A 19028-nucleotide genomic window follows, 5' to 3' on the forward strand; every position below is an offset into this window, starting at 1 on the left:
TTCTACTGAAACGTGACGTCAGTCGAGCCAGTTGCCGATTTCATGGGCCACTGCTCCAGCCGTTTTCTTGATCTTGCCCGGATCTACGGTGATCTCCAGCCCCAGCGCGCCTCCGAAGAGCGGGGAAAAGCCGACCCCGCTGTCGAGCTCCCACACACCGGTCGTTGCGTCCCTCCGCCAGCCGAACGACGCCTCCGCACCCTTCCCGGCCCATCCCTCGCCCGTCAGACCGACACCAAGACCGCCGGACTCCACACCACCCGCAGCGGTGAGCTTCCCTCCGGCGAACGCCTTCGCCCCGATGGTGACCTCTTCCCGTGTCAACTTGCCAGTCGAGCTGGCCTCGCCTCCGGCGAAGGCCTCCACTCGCCCGTAGGCGGCCTGCGGACCGTGTTCGATCCGGGCTTCTTCCAGGAATCGCAGCCCGGCGGACATCTCGCCCTTGGCGACGACGCCCTTGTCGGTGGCACCCAGGTTTCCAGTGGCCCTGACACCTCCGTAAATGTCCTCCACCCCTGAGAGCTTCAGTCCCTCAAAGGACGTATCTCCGCTCACGGATGCGTGGAAGAGGTCGGCGTAGGTCTTGAACGAGGCCTCCTTTCCGTACTTGATCCCGCTGGCCGTCCAGCCGACGGCGGGGCCGGTCACCGTAACGGGGTCGGGATGCGTCTTGATGTCGGCCGGTTCGTGCTTCCTGGCCTTGGCCAGGTCGCCCTCTGCGTAGTTGTTGAAGCCGGTGAGGGTCTCGTCGGCGCCCTTGCCCAGGGCATCCCGGTTGCTGTCGACAACTGCGGCTTCGAGAGCGTCCTTGACGTGCACGTCCGCTTCGATCAAGGCCTTCACACGGTCGTCGATGTGCTTCTGCCACATGTCGACCGCCGTGCGGATGGCGGACCGGCCGTCAGGATCGTGTTCGTAGGCACTGCGCTCGGCGGCGGTGAGCTTGGCGTAGTCGAAGGCGACGTGGCCCTGCTCGGAGACGGTCATGCCGGCGGCTATGGCGTCGTCGCGGGCACTCTCCAGCTTCGCCTTGAGGCCACTGAACTGCTCGTGGGCACCGCGCAGAAGGCTCGCGATGGCCTTGGCCTGGTTCTGCGCCGCCGAGTACTCGTAGCGTGTCGCCGTGAACTTGGTCCGGGCCACACCAGCACTGACACCAGACCAGTTGTCACCCATGGTGATCTTCTGGACGGTTTCGCCGTAGCGGGCCTCGACTTTCTTCAGTTCGCCCGCCATGCTCTCCCATTTGGCGGCCGCCGACGTCAGCAGACCCAGATCCGTCGTCATGACTTTTCCGTATGTCAGCACTGCGGCCCCTCAGAGGTGGTTCAACTTCGACTGCGAAAGGAATCGGTCGTGCAGGCCCGTGTCATTGCCCACGAAGAGGCCCGAAGCCCCGCGCAGCGCGGCTTTTTCTCCCGCGAGGCGTCCCATCAGGGTCTTCACCTGCTGGTCCCAGGTGTCCGCCACCTTCGTCAGGCCTACGGCTGCATCCCAGCCGTCGAAGCCCTTCTGTGCGGTGCTGGTGACGTCATCCGCATGGTCGACAGCCTTCTTGGTGTCGGGCTCCAGTTCGGTCTCGATGGTGCCCGCCGCCGCCTTCTTCTCCGCCGGTGTCGAAGCGAAGTCTCCAGGCCCGCCCGGAACCAACGGCGGCAGCCCTGCCCCCGGCCCGCTGTTCATCCTCGTCCCCACCTGGTCCGCGCCGCCTGCGTGCGGGCGCATCTGCTCCCGGCTGACATCCCCCGACATCGCACCCCAATCAGAAAATCTGATCTTATCCTCGCCACTCCGAGGGGCACTCCCGCCAGCTCGCGAGTCGCGGCGGAAATGGCGGCAAATAGACGCCGCGCGGCGCATCTTCAGCGCCGATGCCACCGACGCGGGCCAGTGGACCGGCGGCTGGTTGACCAGCCCTGCTGCGCGACCCCGCCGGCCCACGATGACGGTGTTCGGCAACACAAGGAGCAGACGCGAGGGGCTCAGGGCACTCTCAGCCGACCGCCCGTTCTGTACACGGTGGCCGTGGGCCGGCGGCCCGGCGGGCCGCACGAGAGTCGGGGGCACCGTCTTACAGGTCGACACCCCTACAGGTGCACCCCGAACCCCTTTCCATCAAGGGAAGTTCGTCAGCCTGCGAGGTAGCCGACAGCCCCCTCCCGGGGCAGGCTCGCCCAGGTCCGCGTACCGCCTCCGGGCTCCCGGGACTCCCCGAACCCCCACACCCCGCCGCAGTCCCGCACGACGGCCGCCATCACCCGCAGCCCCGCCCGCCGCCGGGCCTCACAGTGGGCGGCCAGGCGGGGGTGGGCGTGGGGGGCGTGGGCGTCGTAGACGCTGAGCCGCAGTGCGTCGTCGCGGTACCGGACGGAGAGGTAGAGGCTCCGGCCGGGCTCCAAGTCCCAGGTGGCGGCGATCAGCTCCCCGGCGACCTGCACGGCGGCGGGGGCGAGGGCGTCGAGCCGGTAGGCGTGCAGCACGGACCGTACGGCGCCGCGCGCGATCTGGCCGCTGTACGGGGCTGCGGGCACGGTGAGGCTGCACGCGAGCCCGTCGGGTGCGGGCGGCTCGCACGGACCCTCGGCGGGCCGGGGCGGCGGGCAGGACGAAAGGGGGCTGGGCATGACGGACTCCCTGAAGTCGGCTTGGACGAAGGCGAGTTCGACGCGCACGGATGGCCGACGCGGAACGGGGAGCGTGGCTCGTCGCCGAGGCCCGAGGCATGCTGCGGCGATGCACTTCGACTCCCCTGCGTGGGCGGTGCGTTACCTAACGTAGCGTGAATAGGGGTCTATTGACCACCTCATTGAGGAAGTATGGCCACGCATGGATTCGAGCACCGCGACACGGCAGACTGCGTCCATGCCGCCACGCACCGCACCGACCGAACGGCAGAAACGACTGGGCGCCGAGCTGCGCCGCATGAGGGTCGCCGCAGACGTATCTGCTGAATCGGCGGCCGGACTTCTGGGAGTCGACCGGTCGAAGGTCTCCGCCATCGAGCAGGGCATCCGAGCCATCAGCGAGGAGCGGCTGCGCTCCCTGGCGTGTCACTGCGAGTGCGCCGACGAGGAGTACATCGAGGCGCTCGTCGCCATGACGCAACCTCGGCGCCGCGGCTGGTGGGAGCGCTATCGCGGCTCACTGTCGGCTCCGATACTGGACATTGCCGAGCTGGAGGCACACGCCACACGTATGAGGTGCGCCCACTCGGTGCACATTCCCGGACTGCTCCAGACCAGCGACCACGCGTTGGCCCTCTTCCGCCTCGTCGTACCCGCCCTCCCCGAAAAGGAGGTCGCCCTTCGGCTCGCCCACCGGCTGGAGCGCCAGCAGGTGCTGGAAGGCGATGCCGCGCCCGCGTACGTCACGGTCATCCACGAGGCGGCGCTGCGGATGCAGTTCGGCGGACCGAAGGTGGCGCGGGCACAGCTGGAGCAGCTCAACCTCTCAGCCGAGAAGGACAACATCACCTTGCGCGTCCTGACCTTCAAGGCCGGGGGATTCCCGGGCGCCGGGCAGACCGTCAACTACCTGGAGGGACCCGTACCGCGCCTCGACACCGCACAGGTGGACAGCACGCACGGGCCGGACTTCCTGCATACCGAAGCCCAACTAGCCAAATACCGAGCCCAGCTGGACTGGATGGAGAGCCTCAGCCTCTCCCCCGAGGCGTCTCGGGACTTCATCCACAGCCTGGCCCGCCAACTCTGAGAGGACGGCCGATGGCCGACATCACCTGGGAAGACGCCTTCTGCGGCGAAGGAGCGAGCTGCTACCGGATCGGGGTCGACGGGGACGGGAACAGCTACATCGCCGTCGCGGGAGCGGAGGCGGCCTACCTCACCGACTCGACGGAATCGCTGCGCCAGCTGATCCGCGACATCAAGGCCGGGAAGGCGGACCATCTGCTGGAGGGGTGACCTCCGGGCCTCCGGGCCTCGGGGTCAGCCCGCGCCGGCGGCGAGGAAGGCGGTCAGGCCGTCCACGTAGAGGTCGGGGTGGGAGACGTGCGGGACGTGGCCCGCGCCCTCCAGCACCCTGACCCGCGCCTGTGGCAGCGCGGCGGCGAGCCGGTCGATGATCACCGGGAACCAGGGCGGGCTCTCGGTGCCCCGGGTCAGCAGCACGGGACCGGTGTAGCGGGAGAGGCGGGTGAGGTCCAGGTCTGCCCAGGCGGGGTCGGCCTGCTCGTCCGCGAAGGTGGGCGCGTTGGCCACGTACGTCTCGCGCAGCGGCTCCGGCAGCCGGTCCCACGCCCCCGGGCCGACGGCGACCTCCTCCACGAAGCGGCGGGCCCCCGCCCGGTCGCGGCCCGCGCGCAGCTCGGTGAGGACCCCCTCGATCCGGAGCCGGGTGGCTTCCATCAGCGGCCGGAGGGCGGGGTCGTCGGCGACGACGCCGAGGAGCGGGGGCTCGTGCGCGGTGACGCTGCGGAAGAGCTCTGGGCGGCGGGCAGCGAGCCCGAGGGCGGTGGAGGCACCGAAGGAGTTCCCGGCCACGTGCGCCGGAGCGAGGCCGAGGGCTTCGATCAGGGCGGCCAGGTCCTCCTCGTCCTCCACCCGGCTGCCCGGCCCGGGCAGCCGCTCGCTGCGGCTGTGGCCCCGGCGGTCGTAGGCCACGACGCGCAGCGGCGCGCGCTCCGCGAGGCGGGGCACGACGGCCCGCCAGCCGTCGTGGTCGCTCCAGGAGCCGTGGACCAGGACGAGGGGCTCCCCGTCCCCGGTGGCCTCGTAGAAGAGGGTGGTGCCGTTCGCGCGGACCTGTGCCATGACTCCACAGAACCGCACCCGGCGGGATCAGGCGAGCCGGCGCTCGGCAGTGGTGATCGGGACGTCGTTGATGCTGGCCTCGCGGCGGCGCATCAGGCCGTCGGGATCGAACTCCCACTGCTCGTTGCCGTGGCTGCGCCACCACTGGCCGGCGGTGTCGTGCCACTCGTACTCGAAGCGGACCGAGATGCGGTTTCCGGTGTACGCCCACAGCTCCTTGCGGAGCCGGTAGTCCAGCTCCCGCTGCCACTTGTCGGCGAGGAAGGCGCGGATCTCGGCCCGGCCGGTGAGGAAGCGGTCGCGGTTGCGCCAGACGGAATCCTCCGTGTAGGCGAGGGCGACGCGTTCGGGATCGCGGCTGTTCCAGGCGTCCTCGGCGGCCTGGACCTTGGCGCGGGCGGTTTCCTCGGTGAAGGGCGGAACGGGCGGTCGGACGGCGGTGGTTCCGGACATGCGGAAGTCCCCTCTCGGTCGTGGAGAACGATCGTTCTCAAGCCTAGGAGAACGATCGTTCTCTCCGCAAGGCCGTTTGGGCTACGCTGCCCCCATGGACGAGGAAGAGGCCCGCACCCGGCTGCTGGACGCGGCGGAGGAGCTGTTCTACGCGCACGGCATCCAGGCCGTCGGCATGGACCGCATCCGCGCGGGCTCGGGGGTGCCGCTCAAGCGGCTGTACCGGATCTTCCCGGCGAAGGAAGCCCTGGTCACGGCCTATCTGGAGCGGCGCGACCGGCGCTGGACGGGGAGCCTGCGGGAGGCGGTCAAGGGGGCCCCGGAACCGCTCGGCGCGGTCTTCGACTGGCTGGAGCGGTGGTTCTCGGAGCCGGACTTCCGGGGCTGCGCCTTCCTGAACGCGTACGGGGAGCTGGGCGACGGCGGGCCGCCCGGGGTGCTGGACGCCGTACGCCGCCACAAGGCGGACCTGCGCGCGCTGCTCGCGGAACTCGTCCCGGACTCCCCCGCCACGGCCGACGACCTGCTGATCCTGATCGAGGGCGCGATCACGGTGGCCGCCCTCTCCCCGGGCCCGGAGCCGGCGCGCAGGGCGCGCGCGATGGCGGAACGCCTGACGGGCTGACGGGTTGACCGGCCGACCGGCCGCCCGCCTAACCGCCGGTGCTGCGGGGGAAGGTGATCTCGACGCGGCGGTTCTTCTTGCGGCCTTCCTCGGTGCTGTTGTCGGCGATCGGGTAGTCCTCGCTGTAGCCGCGGACGTCGTAGGTGACCCCGGGGGCGGTGACGGTCTTGGCCAGCTCCGCCTGCACGGCGTCGGCGCGCTGCTTGCTGAGCTCCTTGCCGTGCTCGTAACTGCCCTGGTCGTCGGTGAAGCCGAAGACGCGGACGCGGGTGGCCTTCTGGGTGTTGATCTCGTTGGCGATGGCCTGGATGCGGGCGGCGGCCTGGGCGTTGAAGACGGCGCTGTTCTCGGGAAAGAGGACCTCGGACTGCAGGGCCATCATCACGGTCTGATTGGTCTCCTGCCGCCGCTGCTCCCCGCCGAGGTCCTCGACGACCTCGGCGATGTCGAGCACCTTGGCGGGGGCGAGGGTCCCGCCCTGGGGGATCTTCAACCCCGGGGAGGCGGAGTCGATCGGCACGGGCGCCGAGGCGGACGGCTCGGTACCGGGCGGCGTGGAGGGCTTGACGTCGTCTGCGTGGGCGGCGGTGGCGCCGATCAGGTGGGCCCCGGCGATGATCAGGGCCGAAACGGCTGTGGCGGCGGCTGCACGGTGGCGTGTGGTCATGGCGTCACCCGGAGAGTTTGACGGTGGCCGTGGCAAAGGTGGGGAGGTTGAAGTCGACCTCGGTGGTCGAAGCGGGAGGTGCGGGGAACTGCGCGAAGAACGGCACCGTGGCGCCCGCGGCGATGCCGGCCACCCCCGTGGTGCACAGGCACCTGCCGTCCGTATCGCGCAGCACGTAGTACCGTTTCTTGCCGACCTTGTCGACGAGCGTCGCACCGGCCACGGACTCGCCGCTTCCGTTGAGATCGCGCTCGCTGCCGCGCCAGGCCGATGTCTTGACGAACTGCTGGCCGGTGGTGTTCTTGATCTGGCCGTTGATCGTCACGAAGCCGCCCGCGTCACGGGTGACGGAGTTGATCGTCAGAACGATCCCGCTCTCGCCGTTCACCGAGGCCAGGATCTGGGGCGGCGCGGAGCTGCCGCCGCCCGCGGGGGCCGAAGCGGATGAGCCCCCCTGCGGCTGCGGCGACGAGGAGGTCTGTACGTCCTTCGCCTTCGGCTTCTCCCCGCCGCCGCCACAGCCGGCCAACGCGAGTGCCAGGACCGCCACGACCGCCGCGGCCGCTCCCCCGCGGACCTTCACCGTGTGCCGAATGCTCATGTAAGCCGCTTCCTTGTCTCTCATTCGCTCTCACTCGACCAATCGCACGCTGAACAGGGACCGCGCCAGATCGCGCAGGGAACCCGGGTTCAACGGGTCGATGTCAATGGACTTTCCCCCTTTGCACCGCAGCTTGACCCGGGCCGGCACCGGCGTGGCGGTCGGCCCCGGAGACGCGGTGGCGGTGGGGTCGGGCTGGGGCGTCGCAGTGGGGGCGGGAGCGGGGGCGGATCCCAACGTGCAGAGGGGGTCGATGACGGCTGCGGCGCGCGCCTCGCCATGCATGCCGTCCGTACCCGGAACCACCGACTTGCCCACCGTGCGGTTCGTCTCCACCGTAACGGCGAAGCGCGGAGGCGACGCCTCGCACGTGGCCCTGGAATCGTTCCTGGCCGCGAAGTCGACCGCGGCGTCGCAGGCCCCCCTGCCGCTGAGGAGGTCGCCCGCCAGGACCTTCACCCATTCCTCCGGCTTCAGGGAAACAAGGTCCAGAGCGCCCAGGCTCCCCTCCCCCGCTTCTCGGGCCGCTGCCAGCGCGGCCGCATCCGCTGCGCCCTGCGCGTCGCTGCGCGTCACTGAGGCCTGTCCGACGACGAAGAAGACGAACGCCGCGAAGAGCAGGCCCCCCACCGCCACGACGTAGATGGGGAAGGCCTGCCCTCGGTCACTCGACCCTCTGCTGCGCACGCGCCGGATCAGCCCGCCTTGATCAGGCCGACCTGCTCCTTGATCTTGTCGACGATCTGCTGGCCGATCCCAGTGCCGATCATCGCCCCGATGATCACCACGACCACCAGGATGATGCCCAGGTACTCGAACGCGGTCTGCCCCCGGTCGAGGTTCGCGTAGCGCTTGCGGAGGCGTGTCACCGCCGTGTCCGTCCAGTCGTTCAGGCGGAGCTTCGCCTCGACCGATGCCTTCAGCAGCCTGTTGTGTGACATGGGGGTTCCCTCCCGGGCCGGTGCCGCTGTTGATTTGCGGACGGTACGACGAGTTACCGGTCGTCACCAAGGGTCCCGGGGCCCAAATACGGACCCACTGCGTACTCCGTCTACCCATGACCGGTCACCCCTGGACGGGCGGTTCCCAGCCAGCGGGCTATCGCCTCGCTGCGGGAGGCGCTCCGGAGTTTGGCGAAGATGCGGTTGATGTGGTTCTTGACCGTCTTCTCGCTGATGAAGCAGGCGCCGGCGATCTGCTGGTTGTTCATGCCGGACGCGATCAGATCCATGATCTCCACCTCCCGCGAACTCAGCCCGAAAGCAACGGAGTTGTGCACGCGCTCCGTAGACTGTCCCACACTTCGTTGCTGTTGCGAAGAGGACCGGAGTTCCGCGAGCACGACGGTCGCCGCCGTCGGGGTGAAATGGGCGCGGCCGGCGCGGGTGTCCCGGACCGCGCGCAGGAGGTCGTCGGGCGTGAACTCGCCGTGGACCAGGTAGCCGCCCGCGCCCAACAGCAGTGCCTCGCGGACGACATCGGCCTCCTGGCTGTACGTCAGCATCAGCACCGGTGCCAGGCACACGAGGTGCGGCAGGGCCGAGATGCCGTCGACTCCCGGCATGCGGACGTCCAGCAGGATCACGTCCGGACTGTGGAGCCGGGTCAGGTGCAGGGCCTCGTGGCCGTCCCGGGCCTCCGCCACGACCACGAGGTCGGCGGTGGTGGCCAGGAGGCTGCTCAGGCCCGCGCGGACGACCGGGTTGTCGTCCGCGATCAGGACGCGCACAGCGGTCACGCGCGGCCTCCCGTCGGCAGGGTCAGGCGGACCCGGGTGCCGGTGCCCGCGGTGCGGGGGCCGACCTCGAAGGCGGCGCCGATGGCGTGCGCGCGTTCCCTCATGCCGAGGACCCCGAAATGCCCGGCCGGCATCACGGGGGGCAGGCCGACCCCGTCGTCCTCGACCGTCACCGTGAGCGTCGACGGCCCCGCGCACACCGACATCTCCACCCGCGAGGCCCCGGCGTGGCGGCGGGCGTTCTCCACCGCCTCCCCGGCGACGGAGAGCAGCTGGTGCACCACCCCCGGGGGAAGGACGGGCAGCGTGCCCGTGGTGTGGAGTTCCGCGCCCAGGGCGCGCAGCCCCGGCAGGAGGGCGGCGCCGGGCACGCGCAGCTCCGTCAGCAGGGCCCGGGACTCCGCGGAGGCGCGGCGGGCCGCGTCCGCGACGAGTTCCGCCTGGCGGCGGATCGCCGCCGGGTCGGGGGTCCGGGCCAGGGCGTCGGCCGCCAGTGCCAGGCCGTGCAGGGTCTTGGCCACCGAGTCGTGCATCTCCCGGGCCATCCGCTCCCGCTCGTCCCGGACCGCCTCGGCCGCCGCCAGGCTCCGTACGGCCGCCCCGAAGCGCAGCAGCAGCTCCCGCAGCCCGGATCCGGCGGCCCCGGCCACCACGCACAGCAGGCAGAGCACGAAGCCGCCGCCCAGCGCGGCCACCGCCACCGCCTGCGCGGCCGCGTACACCGCCGAGCCCCGCCATCCGTAGACCAGCCCGGCCAGCAGCGGGGTGCACAGGGCCACCAGCCCGACCGGGGAGGTGGGGGTGGCCACGATCAGCAGGAGCCCGCTCAGGACCATGTCCACCGCCAGCAGCCAGCGGTGGCGCAGCAGCAGCGGCCCGAAGCGCTCCCAGTCGCGGAAGAGGACGTAGGACAGCATGAAGGTGGCCAGCAGCGCGCCGGACACCAGGTACGTAGGTCCCCCGGCCGCCGTCCGGCCCAGGGAGAACGGGGCGCCGAGGCCGATCATCACGAGCCGGAAGGCCATGACCTGTCGGCACAGGCACTGGAGGGCGTTCGCCTGGACCGCGAGGGAGGGGGCGGGGGTCGTGTCCCGTCCGGGGGCCGCGCGCAGTAACGGCAGGTGCAGTGCGGTCATGGCGGCTCACCCGCCCCCGAGCAGTGCACCGAAGTCCACGTTGGCTCCGTAGACGAACCCGCAGACGAGCAGGATCAGGGTGCCCGGCAGCATGAACATGGTGACGGCGAAGGTGGCCTTCGGGACGGCGCGGGCGGCGCGGCGGCGGGCGTTCTGGGCGTCGGTGCGGCGCATGTCCTCGGCGATGGCGATGAGGGTGTCCACGATCGGGGAGCCCAGTTCCTCGCCCTGTTGGAGGGCGGTGACGAACTGGGCGACCTGTTCGGAGTCGTTGCGCTTGCGCAGGTCGTCGAAGGCCTGGCGGCGGCTGACTCCCATGTCCATCTGCTGCAGGGTGATCCGGATCTCGTCGGACCAGGGGCCGGTGTACTTGTCCGCGACGCGCTCCAGGGCCTGACGGAAGCCGAGTCCGGCGCTGACCACGACCGCGAGGACGTCGAGGAAGTCCGGGAGGATCCGCTCGATGTGGTCGCGGCGGACCCGGATGGCCGACCACAGGCCGACCTCGATCCAGAACAGGCCGAAGGCCACCATGAGGAGGGCGAGGACGAGCTGCCCGTTCATGAGCATGGCCAGGGCGCCGAGTCCGCCCAGGAATCCGTAGACCGCGCGCCGGGCGGCGTAGCGGTCGATGGTGAGGCCGGCCGGGTTGCCCGCCATGTCGATCTGGCGGCGCTTGCGGGCCACCTGCTTGGCGCCCATCAGGCGCAGCACCAGCGGCGCCCAGCGGATGCCGAGGCGGTCCACGAGCGAGCCGACGGCGGTGGTGCGGGTGGCGCCGACCTCCAGGGCCAGGGCCAGGTCGGTCGGGAGTTTGACGTCGGCGCGGTAGAGGCGGATGCCGTGCAGGGCACCGAAGACGGACAGGGCCACGGCCAGGGCGAGGAGGAGGGGGAGGTAGGCGGTCATCGCGGCGTCAGCCCCCTCACACGTCGATCTTCGACAGCCGGCGGATCAGGACGAAGCCCAGCGCGAAGAGCCCCAGGGCGACGATCACCGCGACCTGCCCGACCAGCGCGCCGGTCATCCGGTCCAGGGCGCCGGGCATCATCGCGTTCACCAGCAGCAGCGACCCCAGTCCGATGGCCGGTACCAGGTACGCCGTCACCGTCACCTGCGAGAGCTGCGTACGGATCTCCCGGCGGGTCTCCTTGCGCTGCTCCAGGGTCACCGTGAGGTTGCGCAGGCTGCCCACGATGGCGCCGCCCGCGCGGGCGGAGAGGACCAGGGTGGAGACGAGGACGACCAGTTCGCGGGACGGGAGCCGGTCGACGATCTCCCCGAGGGACTCCTCGATGGAGTGCCCGACGGCGAGCCGGTCCGCGACCCGGGCCAGTTCCTCGCCCGCCGGGGCCTCCAGTTCCTCCGCCGCCATGCCGATGGCGGTGCGCAGGGCGAGGCCGGCCTGGGTGGCGTTGGCGAGGATCCGGGCCAGTTCGGGGAGCTGGTTGATGAAGCGTTCCGTGCGGCGGGCGCGCTGCCAGTTCAGGAAGGCGTTGGCGGACCAGAGGCCGATCAGTCCGGCCACCGGCCCGAAGAACGGGGCCAGCAGGGAGGAACAGACCAGCCATGTGCCCGCGACGGCCAGCAGCATGTAGACGAAGAACTCACCCGGGGTGAGGTCCAGCCCCGTGGTCGCCAGTTTCAGTTCGATGCGGCGGCCCAGCGCCGTCCGGCGCAGGCGGCGGTCGACGCCGCGGAAGCGGCGCCTGCGTCCGGTCGGCGGGGGTTCGCCGCTCGCCGAGAGGCGTTCGATGAGGGCGGCCCGCTGGGCGAGCCCGGCCGAGTAGGCGTGCACCCCGAGGGCCGTGAACAGCCCGGCGAGCAGGGTGGCGCCGAGGGTGAGGAGGACGAGGTGGTTCACAGGACGGTCCGGGGGGTGAGCGGGTCGAGGAGGGCGTCGGGCTGTGCGACGCCGAAGGCCTGGGGGATCGGCTGGCTGTTCATGTAGAGGCGCTCCGCGATCCGGCGGGGAAGGGGGGCGTACGCGAAGTAGCCGTGCACGCGTCCGTCGGCGCCCATGGGCTGGGCCACGTAGCGGCAGACGGTGGTGATCCGGAAGGGCTCGCGGCCGTGGGATTCGAGGATGGAGATCTCCGTGATGCGGCGCGAGCCGTCACCGAAGCGGGTGAGCTGCACGATGACGTTGACGGCGCTGTTGATCTGGTCCTGGAGCGCCTCGAAGGGGATCTCCACCTCGGACATGGAGGCGAGGGTCTGCAGGCGGGTGAGCGCGTCCGAGGAGCTGTTGGCGTGGACGGTGGCGAGGGAGCCGTCGTGGCCGGTGGACATGGCCTGGAGCATGTCGAGGGTCTCGCCGCCGCGGACCTCGCCGACGATGATCCGGTCGGGGCGCATGCGCAGGGAGTTGCGTACGAGGTCGCGGATGGTGATCTGGCCCTTGCCCTCCACGTTCGCGGGGCGGGATTCGAGGCGGATCACGTGCGCCTGCTGGAGCTGGAGTTCGGCGGAGTCCTCGATGGTGATGATGCGCTCGCCCTCCGGGATCAGGCCGGAGAGGGCGTTGAGGAGGGTGGTCTTGCCGGTGCCGGTGGCCCCGGACACGATCAGGTTCAGCTTCGCCTGCACCAGCCCGGACAGGAGCAGGAGCATCTGCTCGTCGAGGGAGCCGAGGGCGATCATCTCGGGCAGGGTGAAGGCGCGCGGGAACCGGCGGATGGTGAGGGTGGCGCCGGTGAGGGAGAGCGGCGGGATGATGACGTTGACGCGCTCGCCGCTGGGCAGGCGCGCGTCGACCATCGGATTGGCCTCGTCCACGCGGCGGTTGACGGTGGAGACGATGCGCTCGATGGTCTGCATCAGCTGCTCGTGCGAGGCGAAGCGGATCGGGAGCTGCTCCACCCGGCCGGAACGCTCGACGAAGATCTGGTCGGGGCCGTTGACCATGATCTCGGAGATCGAGGCGTCTTCGAGGAGCGGTTCGAGGACACCGAGCCCGAGGGCCTCGTCGACGACGCGGCGGATCAGCTGGGCGCGCTCGGCGGTGGACAGGACCGGGCCCTCGCGGCTGATGATGTGCCCGAGTACGCGTTCCAGCCGCGCGCGGCGCTCGGCGGGCGCGAGCGCGGACATCTCGGCGAGGTCGATCTCTTCGAGGAGCTTGGCCCGGTACGAGGAGACCAGGCGGCCGTCCTCGCGGGGGCTGTGGCGGTCGTCGGGGGTGCTGACCCGGGAACGCAGGCTCACGGTCGGGCTCCGTCCGGGTCGGTGTTGGGCATGACGGCCGTGGCCCTGGCCGGGTCGATGTGCAGTCCGGGGATGATCGAGTTGATCGGTATCGTCACGGTCGCCGTGATCGCGTCCCCGCCGCTCGGGACGGAGACGGTCGCCGCGAGGCCCTCGCGGATCGCGGCGTGACCGGCGGCCTCACCTCGGCCCCGGTGCTGGGCCTCGACCCGGGCCGCGGTCCGCGCGGCGGTGTCGGCCTGCTCGTGGACGTACGCGATCCAGCCCAGCTGGATCGCACACAGTGCGACGAACAGCAGGATCGGGACGAAGCCGATGTATTCGATGGCCACTTGGCCGCGGTCGGAGCGGATGCGCCGCCTTCTCATGTCATTCCTCCCGCTCCATCGCCGCGCCGGCCGTGCCGTCGATGGCGCCGAAGCCGAGCCCCGGGAAGAGGACGGGGATCTCCAGTCTGACCTTCGCCTTGTACAGGTTCCCGGCCGGACCGCAGTCGACGGACATGTTCCAGGCGCCCCCCACGTACTTGCGGGCCGCCGTGTCGCACTCCCCGTCCCCCTTCACCGCGCCCGCCCGCGCCCCCTGGTCGGCCGCGTTGCCCGCCAGCGAGAAGGCGTACCCGATCAGCACGCACTCCCACACCGCCGCCACGAGCAGCAGGATGAGCGGGACCATGCCGACGAACTCGACGGCCACCTGCCCCCGGTCCCGGCACCACCCCCGCCCGCCGCGTACGGACCCGCGCGCGGTCACCGTTCAGCCCTCCCGGCCGCGCCGCAGGCGGGCCACCGGGCCGGCCGCGCGGAGGGCGAGGGCCGCACCGGAGCCGGCGGCGGCGGGGGCCGGGGATCCCGCCGGGGCGTCCGGGGCGGCGAGGAGGCCCAGTTCGCCGGCCAGGGTCCACAGGGCCTGCTTCACCGTCGAGCGGTTGTCGAGGTCCTGCACCCGGCCCGCGTCCACCACCGCCTGGAGTTCCTTGAAGGCGGCGGGGACCGGGGTGCGGGTGGGCCGGGTCTTGGTGATCTTCTCGATCAGGGAGGGCTGTATCTCGGTGTGCTTGCTCCAGCGGTTGACCACCATGGTGGTGTCCTCGGCCTTGCGCACCTGGAGCCGTTCCCACATCCGGACCATCCGCTTGGCCGCCCGTACGGCGACCACGTCCGGGGTGGTGACCATGACGGCCAGGTCCGCGAGTTCCACGGCGGTGGCGTTCGCGCCCGTCACCTGGGTGCCGCAGTCGATGACGACGAGCTCGTAGCGGGCGCGCAGGGCGCCGATGACGTGCCGGGCGGCCCGTTCGTCGACCTCCTCGCCCCGCTCCCCGTCCGCCGGGGCCAGCAGCAGGGCCAGGCCGGTGCGGTCCTCGTAGACGGCGTCCTGGAGGACGCGCGGGGAGATGTCCTGGATGCCGGCGAGGTCGGCGATGGAGCGCCGGAACTGCACGTCGAGGTACGAGCCCACGTCCCCGGCCTGGAGGTCCAGGTCCACCAGGGCCGTGCGCCGGCCCGCCGCGGCGGCGGCCAGCGCGAACTGCACCGCCGTGAACGTGGCGCCCACGCCTCCCTTGGCGCCGGTGACGGTGACCACCCGGCCGCCCGGCCCGGCGGGCGCCTCGGGGCCGCGGCCCAGGTGGCGGCGTACGCCCGCGGACCACTGGGCGGCGGCCTGGACGCGGGCGGCGAGTTCCTCGTAGGCGAGGGGGAGGCCGATCAGGCCGCGCGCGCCGGAGTCCATGGCGGCGGAGAAGAGGGCGGGCCCGGCGTCGGAGGAGATCAGCACCACGCCGACCGCGGGGAAGCGCAGGGCGACTTCGCGGATCAGCTCCAGGGCGGGGACGGGCCCGATCCGCTCGTGGACGAGGACCACCTCGGGCAGTTCGTCCAGGGAGTCCGCGGCGAGCCGGAACAGGGTGTCCAGGAGGGTCGTGGAATCGGGGACGGGAGCGGCGGGCTCGGCGTCCGGGAGCTGGCTGAGCAGCGCCACGATGGCGCGGGCGGCGTCCGGGTCGCCGGCCGCGGGGAGGATTCGGGTGGTCATCCGGGCCTCACTTGTCCCCGTCGAGGGTGTACGTGCGGTCGCTCGGGCCGGGAGTCGAGTCGGTGCCGGGGGCCACCAGGGCCAGTCGGACGTGCTCGGCGAAGGACTCGGCGTACGCGACGCGCTGGGTGTCCTTGGTGTTCAGGGCGAAGGTGATCGGAACGGCCTCGGCGGGGCCCTTCCTGTCGCTGTCCTTGTCGAGGGCGGTGAGCTTGCCGACGCCCAGGACGCGGGCGTTGGCGACGATGATGACCGAGCGGGCGGGGTCGGTGTCCTTGGCGCCCTTGAAGGTGGCCAGGATGTTGACCTTGGCGCCCGAGGTGATCTTGCCGGCCACGCCCGTCGCCGCGTCGATCATGATGGCGATCTCCTGCTCCCCGGCCTGGAGCTGAGGCTTGTCGACGAACATGTCGCTCTGGAGCAGCGAGCCCCGCTTCAGGGTGGTGAGCGCGATCTTGCCCTGGAGCGCGCCCAGGTCGGTGACGGCGGTGTCGGAGAGCCACCGCTTGGGGACCTTGACCTCTTCGAACTGGCCGGCCGTGAGCGGACTGTACGGGGCGATGTCGCCCTTGACGCGGTAGGCGACCACCTCGGACCCGACCTTGGAGTTGACGTCGCCGATCACGACCAGGACCCCGGCGAAGGCCGCGAGGGCGCACAGGACCGACAGCAGGAGCAGGATGACGCCGCGGCGCTGGCGTGAGTTCATGGGCCGTACTACCTCGCCGTTCTTCGGTTCGTTCGGGGGCGGGCCGGTCAGGTTCTGGAACGGGTGCCGGTACGGGCGGGGGCCTCGGGTGGGGGTGCGGCCAGGGGTGCGGCGCAGAATCCGCAGCGGTCGCCGATGAGCTCGAAGCCGCACCAGCGGCACTCCTCCCTGCGGACCGAGGCGACCAGCTGGTAGAGCACGGACGGGTCGGGGATGGCGGCGGCGAACTCGACGAGCTTCGGGGTGGCCCACCAGGCGGCGGAGTCGGCGGGCAGCGGGTTCTCCATGACGCCCTGCACCTGCCAGGCGGGGGCCAGTTCGGCCGTCACCCAGTCGGAGGACAGCGCTCCGCGCGCGAAGGTGAGGTGGGTGGCGAAGCCGGGTCCCGGCGGCAGCGCGGCCTGCGAGGCGGCTCCGGCGGATCCGAGCCGGGCCAGATGCGGCGTCGGGTGGGCCAGTACGGCGAACTGGGCGCTCGGCGACCAGGACCGGGCGTGGGCCTTGAGCCCGACGGGGACCCGGTCCAGCTTTGCGACCGTACCCAGCAGCGCGCCCGCGTGGATGTAGTGGGAGAGCAGCCGGGCGGCGGAGGCGATGACCCCGGGGCTGAAGTCGCAGACGGTGAGCTGGCGCAGCTGACGCACCAGCACGGCGGTTGCCAGGGGCGGCAGATCGATGTCGAGGAGCGCGATGCGGTCGGTCTCCAGGATGGCCCGGACGGTGTGCAGCCGGCGCACGGTGGCGGGCGGGAGCCAGGGCGGTACGACGGCCACGAGGTGGCCGTGCCGCTCCAGCAGGGCGGAGGTCTCGGCGAGCGCGCCCTCCAGGTCGGCCTCGCCGGGCGGGCGCAGGACCGCGGCGCCGGGGGTGTGCCGGTCGGGGGCGGGCAGCACCAGGTCGGCGCTGGTGACAGCGATGGCGGTCGGCACGCGAATCCCCCCGTTCACCCTGTACGCGACGCCTGTTCGCACGGCCGTCACGTACGCGCACATGCTGCGCGACCGCAAACGATCGACGCGCTCCCCCCTTGCCCCAGCACCATAACCGCGCCACCCCTGGCTGGTCAGGGGCTTGGTGATTCCCGTGCCGGAAGGGCTTGTCACAGGTGGCGGGAAACCCGGACAACAGGGATCGGAAGTCCGAACAGTTCAAGCCACTTCGCAAAGACCCTTGACACGGGGATTGGTCTGGACCAACTTGGCTGCGCCGGCAGTTCGTTCCGGGGGACCCCCACTCCCCCTCCTTCCGCTTCCCCCCTTCCTCCCCCCACGGAGCCCACGTGAACCGCATACGCTCCCTCGCCCTGCTGGGCGCCGCCACCCTCACCGCGGGCGGGCTGACCGCCCTCGCGGCGGGCACCGCCCAGGCCGCCGACGTCAACGTCGCCCGCAACGGCGGCTTCGAGTCCGGCCTCGCCAACTGGTCCTGTTCCGGCGGCAGCGGAGCCGTCGTCACCACTCCGGTCTACGCCGGCGCGGGCGCCCTGCGCGCCACCCCGGCGGGCTCGGACAACGCGCAGTGCAGTCAGACCGTCACGGTCAAGCCGAATTCCACGTACACGCTGAGCACCCAGGTCCAGGGCTCGTACGTCTACCTCGGCGCGACCGGTACCGGCACCCAGGACGTCTCCACCTGGACCCCCGGCTCCGGCTCCGGCTGGCAGAAGCTGTCGACCACCTTCACCACCGGCCCGAACACCACCCAGGTCACCGTCTGGACCCACGGCTGGTACGGCCAGCCCGCCTACACGGTCGACGAGTTCAGCGTCTTCGGCCCGGACGGGGGCGGCGGCACCGACCCCGGCCCGAGCGTGCCGGGCGCCCCCTCGGGGACCGTCGTTTCCGGCCAGAGCGCGAGCGGGCTCACCCTTTCGTGGAACGCGGTCGGCGGCGCCACCGGCTATCACGTCTACCAGGACGGCGTCCGCGTCCAGACGGCGTCCGGAGCCTCCGCCCAGATCACCGGGCTGGCCGCCGCCACCTCGTACGCGTTCCAGGTGAGCGCGTACAACGCGGCGGGCGAGGGCCCGAGGTCGGCGGCGGTCACCGGCACCACGACCGGGGGCGGCGGCCCGAACCCGAACCCGTCGGTGCCCAGGCACGCCCTGACCGGGTACTGGCAGAACTTCGACAACGGCGCGACCGTCCAGAAGATCTCCGACGTCTCCGCCCAGTACGACATCATCGCCGTCTCCTTCGCCGACGCCACGACCACGCCCGGCGCCATCTCCTTCAACCTCGACTCGGCGGGGCTCGGCGGGTACACCGTGGACCGGTTCAAGGCCGACATCGCGGCGAAGAAGGCGGCGGGGAAGTCCGTCATCCTCTCCATCGGCGGCGAGAAGGGCACCATCTCCGTCAACGACTCCGCCTCCGCGAACAACCTGGCGAACTCGGCGTACGCGCTGATGCAGGAGTACGGCTTCAGCGGCATCGACATCGACCTGGAGAACGGCCTCAACCCGACGTACATGACCCAGGCGCTGCGCGCCCTGGCGGCCAAGGCGGGTCCCTCGTTCGTCCTGACGATGGCCCCGCAGACCATCGACATGCAGTCCACCCAGGGCGGCTACTTCAAGACGGCGCTGGCGGTCAAGGACATCCTGACCGTGGTGAACATGCAGTACTACAACAGCGGCGCGATGAACGGCTGCGACGGCAAGGTCTACTCCCAGGGCTCGGTCGACTTCCTGACGGCGCTGGCCTGCATCCAGCTGGAGGGCGGGCTCGACCCCTCGCAGGTGGGCATCGGCGTCCCGGCGTCCCCCAGTGGCGCGGGCAGCGGCTACGTCTCCCCGACGGTCGTCAGCAACGCCCTGGACTGCCTGGCCAAGGGCACGGGCTGCGGCTCCTTCAAGCCGTCGAAGACGTACCCGGGGCTGCGCGGCGCGATGACCTGGTCGACGAACTGGGACGCCAAGGCGGGTAGTGCCTGGTCCAACGCGGTGGGTCCCAAGGTCCACGGCCTCCCGTAGGCGGTAGGTGTGGGGGTGGCCGGTTCGGGTTCCCCGGAAAGACGGGGTTCTTGACCGGGACATGCCATGAGAGCACGCTGTGCGCGTCCGCACGGCTACCCCCACACTC

General features: G+C 71.2%; 23 protein-coding genes. 4 read left to right on the top strand and 19 right to left on the bottom strand.

What is annotated here, in order from left to right:
- Nucleotides 1-18: 18 nt before the first annotated feature.
- From ACZ5D2_RS35615 to ACZ5D2_RS35625, 3 genes are all read right to left on the bottom strand, one after another.
- Nucleotides 19-1287 carry a hypothetical protein gene (locus ACZ5D2_RS35615; protein ID WP_468935260.1) on the bottom strand — a complete coding sequence of 423 codons (1269 nt, stop codon included), beginning with the start codon at nucleotides 1285-1287 and terminating at the stop codon, nucleotides 19-21.
- Nucleotides 1288-1317: 30 nt separating this feature from the next.
- Nucleotides 1318-1683 (bottom strand): hypothetical protein, encoded by a 366-nt coding sequence (locus tag ACZ5D2_RS35620; protein ID WP_468935263.1) that lies wholly within the window; start codon nucleotides 1681-1683, stop codon nucleotides 1318-1320.
- A 446-nt stretch (nucleotides 1684-2129) separates the two neighbouring features.
- A complete protein-coding gene (locus tag ACZ5D2_RS35625) occupies nucleotides 2130-2624 on the bottom strand; it encodes an ATP-binding protein (RefSeq protein ID WP_468935266.1) in 495 nt (164 codons plus the stop codon).
- A 238-nt stretch (nucleotides 2625-2862) separates the two neighbouring features.
- On the opposite strand from ACZ5D2_RS35625, the gene ACZ5D2_RS35630 reads away from it, so the two are divergent.
- Nucleotides 2863-3714 (top strand): helix-turn-helix domain-containing protein, encoded by an 852-nt coding sequence (locus tag ACZ5D2_RS35630; RefSeq protein WP_371676890.1) that lies wholly within the window; start codon nucleotides 2863-2865, stop codon nucleotides 3712-3714.
- Between the two features lie 11 nt (nucleotides 3715-3725).
- The gene (locus ACZ5D2_RS35635) at nucleotides 3726-3923 is read left to right on the top strand and encodes a hypothetical protein (RefSeq protein WP_371676891.1); all 198 of its coding nucleotides are present in this window, start codon (nucleotides 3726-3728) and stop codon (nucleotides 3921-3923) included.
- Nucleotides 3924-3947: 24 nt separating this feature from the next.
- Here ACZ5D2_RS35635 and ACZ5D2_RS35640 read toward each other — a convergent pair whose 3' ends face one another.
- Both ACZ5D2_RS35640 and ACZ5D2_RS35645 read right to left on the bottom strand, forming a co-directional pair.
- On the bottom strand, nucleotides 3948-4772 hold the full coding sequence (locus ACZ5D2_RS35640) for an alpha/beta fold hydrolase (RefSeq protein WP_468935270.1): 825 nt from the start codon (nucleotides 4770-4772) through the stop codon (nucleotides 3948-3950).
- A gap of 27 nt (nucleotides 4773-4799) precedes the next feature.
- A complete protein-coding gene (locus tag ACZ5D2_RS35645) occupies nucleotides 4800-5225 on the bottom strand; it encodes a nuclear transport factor 2 family protein (RefSeq protein ID WP_468935273.1) in 426 nt (141 codons plus the stop codon).
- A 94-nt stretch (nucleotides 5226-5319) separates the two neighbouring features.
- Here ACZ5D2_RS35645 and ACZ5D2_RS35650 point away from each other — a divergent pair, with 94 nt between their 5' ends.
- Nucleotides 5320-5850, top strand: a complete 531-nt coding sequence (locus tag ACZ5D2_RS35650; RefSeq protein WP_468935275.1) for a TetR/AcrR family transcriptional regulator — start codon at nucleotides 5320-5322, stop codon at nucleotides 5848-5850.
- Between the two features lie 28 nt (nucleotides 5851-5878).
- On the opposite strand, the gene ACZ5D2_RS35655 is transcribed toward ACZ5D2_RS35650, so the two are convergent.
- The 14 genes from ACZ5D2_RS35655 to ACZ5D2_RS35720 form a co-directional block, all read right to left on the bottom strand.
- Entirely contained in the window at nucleotides 5879-6517 is a 639-nt protein-coding gene (locus ACZ5D2_RS35655) for an OmpA family protein (RefSeq protein ID WP_030226294.1), read from the bottom strand.
- A gap of 4 nt (nucleotides 6518-6521) precedes the next feature.
- Nucleotides 6522-7118 (bottom strand): hypothetical protein, encoded by a 597-nt coding sequence (locus ACZ5D2_RS35660; RefSeq protein ID WP_468935280.1) that lies wholly within the window; start codon nucleotides 7116-7118, stop codon nucleotides 6522-6524.
- A 30-nt stretch (nucleotides 7119-7148) separates the two neighbouring features.
- Complete coding sequence (locus ACZ5D2_RS35665) at nucleotides 7149-7805, bottom strand: pilus assembly protein TadG-related protein (RefSeq protein WP_468935282.1); 657 nt, start codon at nucleotides 7803-7805, stop codon at nucleotides 7149-7151.
- An 8-nt stretch (nucleotides 7806-7813) separates the two neighbouring features.
- Nucleotides 7814-8059 (bottom strand): hypothetical protein, encoded by a 246-nt coding sequence (locus ACZ5D2_RS35670; RefSeq protein WP_468935285.1) that lies wholly within the window; start codon nucleotides 8057-8059, stop codon nucleotides 7814-7816.
- Between the two features lie 110 nt (nucleotides 8060-8169).
- A complete protein-coding gene (locus tag ACZ5D2_RS35675) occupies nucleotides 8170-8856 on the bottom strand; it encodes a response regulator (protein ID WP_468935288.1) in 687 nt (228 codons plus the stop codon).
- A complete protein-coding gene (locus tag ACZ5D2_RS35680) occupies nucleotides 8853-9992 on the bottom strand; it encodes a sensor histidine kinase (protein ID WP_468935290.1) in 1140 nt (379 codons plus the stop codon). Before ACZ5D2_RS35680 ends, ACZ5D2_RS35675 begins: the two co-directional genes overlap by 4 nt.
- Nucleotides 9993-9998: 6 nt before the next feature.
- Nucleotides 9999-10901, bottom strand: a complete 903-nt coding sequence (locus ACZ5D2_RS35685; RefSeq protein WP_468935293.1) for a DUF5936 domain-containing protein — start codon at nucleotides 10899-10901, stop codon at nucleotides 9999-10001.
- Nucleotides 10902-10917: 16 nt separating this feature from the next.
- Nucleotides 10918-11856 (bottom strand): type II secretion system F family protein, encoded by a 939-nt coding sequence (locus ACZ5D2_RS35690; protein ID WP_371676902.1) that lies wholly within the window; start codon nucleotides 11854-11856, stop codon nucleotides 10918-10920.
- Nucleotides 11853-13199 carry a CpaF family protein gene (locus tag ACZ5D2_RS35695; protein WP_371676903.1) on the bottom strand — a complete coding sequence of 449 codons (1347 nt, stop codon included), beginning with the start codon at nucleotides 13197-13199 and terminating at the stop codon, nucleotides 11853-11855. Before ACZ5D2_RS35695 ends, ACZ5D2_RS35690 begins: the two co-directional genes overlap by 4 nt.
- Nucleotides 13196-13531 (bottom strand): TadE/TadG family type IV pilus assembly protein, encoded by a 336-nt coding sequence (locus ACZ5D2_RS35700; RefSeq protein WP_371676904.1) that lies wholly within the window; start codon nucleotides 13529-13531, stop codon nucleotides 13196-13198. Before ACZ5D2_RS35700 ends, ACZ5D2_RS35695 begins: the two co-directional genes overlap by 4 nt.
- A 37-nt stretch (nucleotides 13532-13568) precedes the next feature.
- The gene (locus ACZ5D2_RS35705) at nucleotides 13569-13952 is read right to left on the bottom strand and encodes a TadE/TadG family type IV pilus assembly protein (RefSeq protein ID WP_468935298.1); all 384 of its coding nucleotides are present in this window, start codon (nucleotides 13950-13952) and stop codon (nucleotides 13569-13571) included.
- Nucleotides 13953-13955: 3 nt separating this feature from the next.
- On the bottom strand, nucleotides 13956-15236 hold the full coding sequence (locus tag ACZ5D2_RS35710) for a CpaE/TadZ family protein (protein ID WP_371676906.1): 1281 nt from the start codon (nucleotides 15234-15236) through the stop codon (nucleotides 13956-13958).
- 7 nt (nucleotides 15237-15243) lie between these two features.
- Nucleotides 15244-15945, bottom strand: a complete 702-nt coding sequence (cpaB, locus tag ACZ5D2_RS35715; protein WP_371676907.1) for a Flp pilus assembly protein CpaB — start codon at nucleotides 15943-15945, stop codon at nucleotides 15244-15246.
- Nucleotides 15946-15992: 47 nt separating this feature from the next.
- Nucleotides 15993-16874: a hypothetical protein gene (locus tag ACZ5D2_RS35720; RefSeq protein ID WP_371676908.1), complete on the bottom strand. Its 882-nt coding sequence runs from the start codon at nucleotides 16872-16874 to the stop codon at nucleotides 15993-15995.
- Between the two features lie 350 nt (nucleotides 16875-17224).
- Between ACZ5D2_RS35720 and ACZ5D2_RS35725 the strand changes: the two genes are divergently transcribed.
- The gene (locus ACZ5D2_RS35725; RefSeq protein WP_468935302.1) at nucleotides 17225-18919 is read left to right on the top strand and encodes a chitinase; all 1695 of its coding nucleotides are present in this window, start codon (nucleotides 17225-17227) and stop codon (nucleotides 18917-18919) included.
- The last annotated feature ends 109 nt before the right edge of the window (nucleotides 18920-19028 follow it).

This window comes from Streptomyces sp. NPDC031479 (assembly GCF_055581065.1).